Here is a 7130-nt window from a genome sequence, read left to right as displayed (position 1 = left end):
GGCGGCCTGGCCACCCCCGAGGGACAGGACTACGCAGAGGCCAGGGGTCAGTACCTCGTCCTTCACGGGACGGCGGACCAGGCCGTGACGATGGAGGAGTTCGCCGACCTCGCCCTCGAGCTTGAGGAGGCGGATGTCTCGCACGAGATGATCACCTACGGCGGCGCGCCGCACGCATTCACGGTCTTCGGTTCCGACCGCTACCTGGAGGATGCCGACAGGAAGTCGTGGAAGCGGTTCACGGCCTTCCTTGAGGACGTGCTACACTAGGATCACTCAGACCTCAGGACTCAGAACACGCGACGGACCGCAGTGGAAGCCGCGCCGCAGACCATCAGCATCCTCTTCCTTGCCGACACGCATCTCGGCTTCGACCAGCCGGTCCGTCCGAGGGTGCGGCGGAGGCGCCGGGGGCCCGATTTTCTCGCCAGCTTCAGGCGGGTCCTCACGCGCGCCGTCGACGCACGGGTCGACCTGGTCGTCCACGGAGGAGACCTCTTCTTCCGTTCCCGTGTGCCTGATGACATCGTGGACCTGGTCTACGGAGAGCTCCTCTCTTTCGCGGAGCACGGCATTCCGCTCGTCGTCGTCCCGGGGAATCACGAACGGTCACGTCTCCCCTCCTCGCTCTTCCTTCAGCATCCGGAAGTTCATGTCTTCGACAGGCCGAGGACATTTCTGCTCGACACCGCGGGCGTTCGGCTGGCGCTCGGGGGCTTCCCGAACGTTCGGCATGACGTCCGGAGACACTTCTCGCGTCTTCTCGATGAGACCGAACTCGCGGACGCTGCGGCCGACATCCGACTCCTGTGTGTGCACCAGACGATCGAGGGCGCAACAGTCGGGCCCTCCGGCCACGTGTTCCGCCGCGGCCGCGACGTCATCAGACAGCGCGACCTTCCCCGGTACTGCGATGCAGTCCTCGCGGGCCACATCCACCGGCATCAGGTGCTCGAGGTTCCGAACGGCGGCGGCGTGCTTCCGGTCATCTACCCGGGCGCGACCGAGCGAACGTCTTTCGCCGAGGCCAACGAAACGAAGGGCTGCTCGCTCATCACGTTCGAGCGCGCCAGCGGCCCGTGGGCGCTCGCGCGGCACCGATTCGTCCCGCTTCCGACGAGACCGATGGTGACGATCGATGTGCCACCCGACCTCTCACCATCGGGTCTCCACGGGTTCCTGGCGAGGGTGGCACGTGAGACGCCGCCCGACGCCATCGTCAGGTTCCGGCGCACTGACGCTGCGTCGCACACATCGTCCGGACTCTTCACCACTGAGCAGATGGCCGCGCACCTGCCGCAGACGATGAACGTCCAGTTCGCTGCGGGGTTCTTCGATCGAGGACGAAGAAGGGCGACGCCATGAGCGCGCGCTTACGACGCGAGCTGGCATGCGAGATCCGCGAGCACGTCCCATGCGCTCCAGGAGCCTACGCGTTCATGGACGGAAACGGACAGCTCCTCTACGTCGGCAAGTCCGTCAACCTGAGACGCAGGATGTCGAGCTACCTCAGGGAGAACATCGGCTCGCTCGAACTTCATCTGGGGCGCCTCGTGACCGGTATTCGGAGTTTCGCATGGTGGAGGACGCGGTCAGGGCTCCTGGCGCTGCTCCTCGAAGACGCCCTCATCAAGGAGTGCGATCCTCCCTTGAACACGCGTCTCCGGGAGACCGAGGAGAACAGGTACCTTGAGATCACGAACGGGCCGTTCCCGTCGTGCCTCGTCGTCGAGCATGAGGAGGACTTCGGGGACCGCGACGTCTACGGACCGTTTCGCGACAGGTTTTTCGCCGAGAGACTCCGGGACGCGCTCGGCCGGGCACTCGGCATCCGCAGCTGCAGCGAGCGGGACCCGAGCCGGCGGTGTCTCGCGTACGACATTGGGCGCTGCACGGGACCGTGCCGCGGCGCCGTGACGCCGGCCGCCTACGCATGCGTCGCGCAGGAGGTCCGTTCCTTTCTGCTCGGGGAGTCCGAGCGCATCGTTGAGGAACTGGAGTCGCTCCGCGACGGCGCGGCGACGGCCCGACGCTACGAGGATGCCGCCGTGCTCCGCGACACCACCGAGATGTGCCGGCGGTTCGTCGACCGTCGCCAGTTCGAGAGGAGGTTCCTCTCAATCGGTTGCCGGTTCGACGACGAAGATGGACTGGAGTATGCCTTTGAGCAAGGATGCCTGCTCGAGCCGGACAAGGTCATCGTTGAGGAAGGCGTGGGTCGAACCACGAACCGCGCTCCGTCGAGCTTCGACCCGCGGAACGCAGGACTCGGGGCCTCCCGCTTCCTTCGCTGTCCGCCCGGCGATCCCCGGACCCTGCTCGACAGGACGGCCGTTGTGTGGAGCTGGTGTCGCGGACAGGGCATCCGCCCCACCTGGTCTCAAGAAGCAGCGAGCCCATCCTGCGAAGGACGGGCTCGCGCTGCGTGACCTGAGTCGTGACAGAGCAGGCGAAGAGCATTCCTACGCCTCTCCCGGCTTCCACACCTCCCAGACACGACCGACGAGTTCGGGACCGGGCTTGAGCGTCTTCTTGCCCGGTTCCCAGCCGGACGGGGTGGCCTCGCCGGTCTCCCGGACGTGCTGGAACGCCTTGACCTGACGGATGGTCTCGCTGATGTTCCTGCCGACCGAAGGCGTCAGTACCTCCATCGCCTGGATGACGCCGTCCGGGTCGATGATGAAGCGGCCGCGGATGTTGACGCCCGCCGCCTCCTCGTAGACGCCGTAGACGGAGCCGATCCGACCTCCCGCGTCCGAGAGCATCGGGAAGGGGATGCCGCCCTCGACCATTTTGGAGAGCTCGACCTCGTTCCAGATCTTGTGGGTGAACCGGCTGTCGACGCTCATCGAGAGAACCTCACAGCCGAGCTTCTTGAGCTGGGGATATGCGTCGGCAACTGCCGACAGCTCGGTAGGTCAGACGAATGTGAAGTCACCGGGGTAGAAGCACAGAAGCACCCACTTCTTGCGGTAATCAGAGAGCTTGACGTTCTTGAACCCCTCACCCGCGATGTACGCCGACGCCTCGAAGTCGGGCGCCTCCTTCCCTACGCGTGCCATCATCATGTTCGTTCCTCCCTGTGGCCTCGAGCCGCTCTCCTTCTCGACCGGCTCCGGGTTCGACGGCCCGGCGGCGGCCTGAACGCACGAGTCCTTCTTCTTCGCCATCGAGCGCTCTCCTTCCCTTTTTGTGGCGGGCCGCGCACCACCGGTGGTCGTCCCGCCGACCATCGTCATCCCCCTACGTCGCGCTCTCTCCTCCCGATGATCCCCCTGGGACATCGCCCTCGTTCAATCGTCCTGAGGGACACGAGATGGATGGTCACCCCCACAGCCACCACCAGGAGGAGAGCCCGGACGATCCAGCTCTCCGTGAAGAACACGGCGCTCGCGCCGATGAAGATCCAGAGCATCGAGAGGCTGGTGACCTTCGTCACCATCGTCGTCGCGCGGTGCTCCATGTAGTTTCGGACGTAGCTCCCGACGAACCGGTTCGTCGTCAGCCAGGTGTAGAACCGCTGCGAGCTCCGGATGAAGCACGCCGCAGCCAGAAGGAGAAACGGCGTGGTCGGCAGGAGCGGGACGAAGACGCCCGCGAAGCCGAGGCCGACGCAGACGACGCCCACGGCAACAAGCAGACGTCTCACGAGCGGGTGACTGGCGGACCGGACGGTACTCACACATGCTCCCTGAGACAGGGTTCCTTCGTCGGTATCAATGTAGCACCTTCCAGCGGGAACGTCACCAGCGGACATTGCGTCCTGTCGTGCCATCTGAACCAGTAGGAGCCGCATCTCGCGGGTTCTACGACACCTCCGGTCGCCTGGTGAGAACACTGGTGCACGGCTACGAGATGGTCGACACGAAATCGACCACCTGAGGCGGAACGAACGACCACGGCGAGGCTCTGGCCAGCGGCATCTACTTCTACCGGACGACCGGGCCCAGGTTCGCACAGACCATCAGCGTGATACTACCGGATGAGGACCATCTTCCGTCGCGCCTCATGCTCCCCTGACGTCGCGGAGCAGAAGTACACGCCTGTGGCGACCCTGTTGCCGCCGGCGTCGCGACCGTCCCACGTCACCGGATGCCGTCCCGCATCGAACTCGCCGTCGGCCAGAACGGCCACCTCCCTGCCGCTGACGTCGTAGACGCGCACCGTGACCCGGCACGGCACGGTGAGCGCGAAGCTCATAACGGTCGTACCCCTGAACGGGTTCGGCGCGTTCCTGCTGAAGCTCAGCCGCGGCGCGTGCTGTTCACCGACACCCACGGCCGCATACATGGCCTCGGCAAACTCCGGATGGTCGATGAACGGGTTCCGGTTGCCCTGCATCGTGTACACGGTCCCGTTCCGCTCGAGCTCCTTGCGGCTCACGGGATCCTCCTCGTGCCACTCGAGCAGCATGTCGACGGCCCACGGGAGGATGTCGGCCCCGTCGGTCATCGGGCTGGTCGACCAGGCCGCATCCTCCGTGTAGTAGCGGGTCGTGACGTAGAAGTAGGTGCGGGCGAAGTCCCCCTTGTATGCATCGATCGGCTCGAACGCGACGCCGGAGTAGCCGGGGTAGGTGCAGTTGCCCCGCTTGCAGCCGTTCAGCGAAGTCCACATCGGTGCGTCGACCTCGCCGTAGGGGTCCGATCCCCGCTGGTTGTTCACGTAGTTGTCCGTCGGATAGATCGTGAAGAGGTCCGAATACTTCGGCAGGAGCTCGCCTCCCGACCAGCTCGACGGCCAGGCGTGCTCGCGATTGTAGCCGGTGCCCTCGACGCCCCCGACACCCCCCTGGTCGACGCCGAACGTGTATTCGTACGGCGGCGTCCCTCCGGGAACGTCTGAGTACATGTCCCACACCTTGCCGTTGGGCTTGTCGTCGGTCGTGTAGAACGACTCCCACGAGGACGCATAGCTGAGCACGGTGTGGTCGTCGATGATCGTGTGGAGGGCGGCCCTGAGGTCGTCGCCGACAAGCCCCCAGGCCGCGTCGTAGTAGCCGGGTGGAATGGTCACGTCGACGAAGTCGAACGCGTAGCTCACGCTGTCCATCGCGTTCGCGTAGAGGTCCTCGACGCCGTCCACGACCAGAGGGTACTCGCCGGGCGACATCGAGGAGACGGTCAGCACGGTCTGGTCCGGCTGCACTGATGAACGCAGCGCGGAGAGGACCGTCAGCCCCTCGATGGCGTAGTTCGACGGCGTCTCGCATGTCTCCTCGTCGACAGGCTCGGAGAACGTGATGGTGACGGTCGTGTCGGTCCCGGCATAGACCTGGTAGATGGACGGCGCGACGACGTCCCCGGCCCACACGACGTCGGCGGCGTCCCGCGGTTCGAGCATCAGGCGGCCGTCACCACAGATGACGGGCCCGGTCACGTCGTACGCGGTGCCGAGCGACGGGACGAAGCCGTATCCGAGGTCGCCGACACCGACACTTCCACTGCCGTCGTCGACCTCCCACGCCCCGTATCCGATATCCGCATCCGTGCAGACCGCGTCCTCGACGGTCACGAGCACGCCTTCGTAGTCCTCGGTCGATGCAGTGGCGCTCGTGATGGGGGTCGGTGTCGGAACGCCCACTCCCGCGATCAGGACCTCCACCGAAGCGTCCTCGATGAGCGTCGTCCCCGCGTCGAAAACGCTCCCGTTCTCCGTGACCATGCCACGGACGCTCACTGAGTCGCCCTCGGAGGGCGCCGAAGCCGCCTGCGCCCAGACGCCGGACCTCACGCCCGTCCCGTCCTGCACGCTGAAGTAGGTCCCGTAGCTTCCGGTCACAACGCCATGGGTGACGACGGCGTAGCCTTCGTACGGAGAGCTCGCTCCGGTGCCCTGTACATCGGTGACCGTGACGACGTACGGAAGCGAGTAGCTCTCGGCGTCGGTCACCGTCGTTCCCGGCAGGACGTTCACGGCGTGAATACTGAAGTAGACGGTGGTGCCGGCCGGCTGGCCCGGAACCGGCGTGTCGGTCGCGTACGTGTCGCCCGTGTCGAGCGACATGGCGATCTCGTTGGGCAGCGAGAATTGCGATGTCCCCCAGAAGAGCGACACCGTTGCGATGGCCACGGTGTCCGTGACGTCCGCGAAGACGTCGACGGCCTCTCCCGCAAGCGGCGCCGCCGGGTCGGTGACGATGTTCGCAACTGAGGGCCCCGGCGTAGGCGGGGCGGCATCGTGTGTGCCCGGTGTTCCGTCCGTCGGGTACTCTACGGAGAACGCAGTCCACTCAGACGGATCGTATGTGGTCGACGGCATGACGACCCCGTACTTCCTCACGTAGTCGTCGTTCTCGAAAGCAGTACCTTCCACGACCGCGTAGTCGATGACGATGTCGCTCGCGTTCAGGAGCTTCGCCCCGTCACCCACCTTCCCGTTCCAAAGGCTGTTGTTGCTCGACCAGGCCTCGTCGGCGAAGTCCACGTCGAACGGGACGACGGTCGTATGGTCGCCGGCCACGAGGGCGTCCTCCGCCTGGATCGTCCCGGAGAGCTCCCACGTGAAGATGTCGCCTCCGTTGCCGACGGCAACGAGCGACCAGCCGGAGAGGTCCACGGCGTCGGGACCGGTGTTGTAGATCTCAATGAACCGGTCGGTCAGGTAGTTGAGATGCGGGTCGCACATCTCGGAGATGAGCACGCTCGAGACGGCCGTCGCCGGCAGAAGCGCCAGCGCGATCATCACGGCGGTTGTGAGCAAGGGTCTCGTTCTCATGGTCTCCCCCGGGATGTCCTGCGGAGCGGCACGAACCTGACCCAACCGGACCATCTGCCCATCACCGGCCAGGATCCCGCCTCGTTGTTCCCGTTCTTGACTACCAGCATATCAGATGAAGAGAGGCGGGGGAATCCCCGCCTCTCCGGCAGCTTCGAAGCTCCCACGATGCGCTCTCACTCCAGGGCCTATCTCACCAGCACCATCCTGCTCTTCGCAGTACCGGCGGCCGTCTCGACGCGGTAGTAGTAGACCCCCGACGCGACAGGGACCCCGCGAGCATCACGCCCATCCCAGCGAACGGCGTTCTGCCCGGCCGAAGCGCTTCCGCGGAAGCCGCGCACGCGCCGCCCTGCCACGTCGTACACCACGAGCTCGTACTCGCCTGCCGTCGGCATCGCGAAGGCGATCTC

7 protein-coding genes are annotated in these 7130 nt (G+C 65.6%); 3 read left to right on the top strand and 4 right to left on the bottom strand.

Annotated features, from left to right (window positions below; genetic code table 11):
• The 3 genes from GF405_03690 to GF405_03680 form a co-directional block, all read left to right on the top strand.
• On the top strand, positions 1-270 hold a 270-nt coding region (locus GF405_03690), incomplete at its 5' end, for a prolyl oligopeptidase family serine peptidase (protein ID MBD3367266.1).
• A 63-nt stretch (positions 271-333) separates the two neighbouring features.
• On the top strand, positions 334-1365 hold the full coding sequence (locus GF405_03685) for a metallophosphoesterase (GenBank protein MBD3367265.1): 1032 nt from the start codon (positions 334-336) through the stop codon (positions 1363-1365).
• Positions 1362-2429, top strand: a complete 1068-nt coding sequence (locus GF405_03680; protein ID MBD3367264.1) for a hypothetical protein — start codon at positions 1362-1364, stop codon at positions 2427-2429. Before GF405_03685 ends, GF405_03680 begins: the two co-directional genes overlap by 4 nt.
• A 33-nt stretch (positions 2430-2462) precedes the next feature.
• Here GF405_03680 and GF405_03675 read toward each other — a convergent pair whose 3' ends face one another.
• From GF405_03675 to GF405_03660, 4 genes are all read right to left on the bottom strand, one after another.
• Positions 2463-3170 carry a redoxin domain-containing protein gene (locus GF405_03675; GenBank protein MBD3367263.1) on the bottom strand — a complete coding sequence of 236 codons (708 nt, stop codon included), beginning with the start codon at positions 3168-3170 and terminating at the stop codon, positions 2463-2465.
• 65 nt (positions 3171-3235) lie between these two features.
• Positions 3236-3757: a DUF454 family protein gene (locus GF405_03670; GenBank protein ID MBD3367262.1), complete on the bottom strand. Its 522-nt coding sequence runs from the start codon at positions 3755-3757 to the stop codon at positions 3236-3238.
• Between the two features lie 218 nt (positions 3758-3975).
• Positions 3976-6771, bottom strand: coding sequence for a hypothetical protein (locus GF405_03665; protein ID MBD3367261.1), 2796 nt, complete (start codon positions 6769-6771; stop codon positions 3976-3978).
• A gap of 134 nt (positions 6772-6905) precedes the next feature.
• Positions 6906-7130 (bottom strand): T9SS type A sorting domain-containing protein (locus GF405_03660; protein ID MBD3367260.1); only part of this gene is annotated, 225 nt, incomplete at its 5' end.

Origin of the sequence: Candidatus Effluviviaceae Genus V sp. (assembly GCA_014728125.1) — a bacterium.
Classification (GTDB): domain Bacteria; phylum Joyebacterota; class Joyebacteria; order Joyebacterales; family Joyebacteraceae; genus WJMD01.
This window is presented reverse-complemented; position numbering and strand designations above follow the sequence as displayed.